The sequence below is a fragment of the Vibrio sp. 10N.222.49.C9 genome, assembly GCF_041474985.1.
GTDB classification, from domain to species: Bacteria; Pseudomonadota; Gammaproteobacteria; order Enterobacterales; family Vibrionaceae; genus Vibrio; species Vibrio crassostreae_C.
This window is the reverse complement of record NZ_JBFRVD010001340.1, coordinates 1-398: the sequence shown is the minus strand read 5'-3', so window position 1 is coordinate 398 and position 398 is coordinate 1. Positions and strand designations below refer to the sequence as shown.

Sequence of the window (398 nt, the reverse complement as noted above, 5' to 3'; positions counted from 1 at the left end):
TTGATGCATTGCTCAAGAGTATCTTTTTCAAAGATGATTATGCGGTTAAATTTGTGGTTGATCCCTTACTAACGAACGATGGTCCTTTAGGGGAAATCCAAGTAAGAACTAAGCTTTTGTTAGGGTTAGGAAGTATCTCCAAAGAGATTTACGACGATATAGAGATCTTCGTGACGTTAAGGGAGTGGGCTAAGATTCAGGGAGAAGAAGTCAGCTTCACTGAGGTTGATGTGTTGTTTGAGCTCAACAAGATAAACTCAATTAAGGGCATTATGCCGCTCGAGTTTGATGCGACCCTTGCTGAAGGTATGAGTGGCGCCACATTAGATATGTTTCTAACTCGGCACTTCCAGAGAGTACGCTCTACCCTAGTGCTCGCCATCACGGATATCATTAAT

General features: G+C 42.5%; 1 protein-coding gene. It reads left to right on the top strand.

Going from position 1 to position 398, the window contains the following annotated elements:
- Positions 1-8 precede the first annotated feature (8 nt).
- On the top strand, positions 9-398 hold a 390-nt coding region (locus AB4585_RS28190; protein WP_372172070.1), incomplete at its 3' end, for an MltR family transcriptional regulator.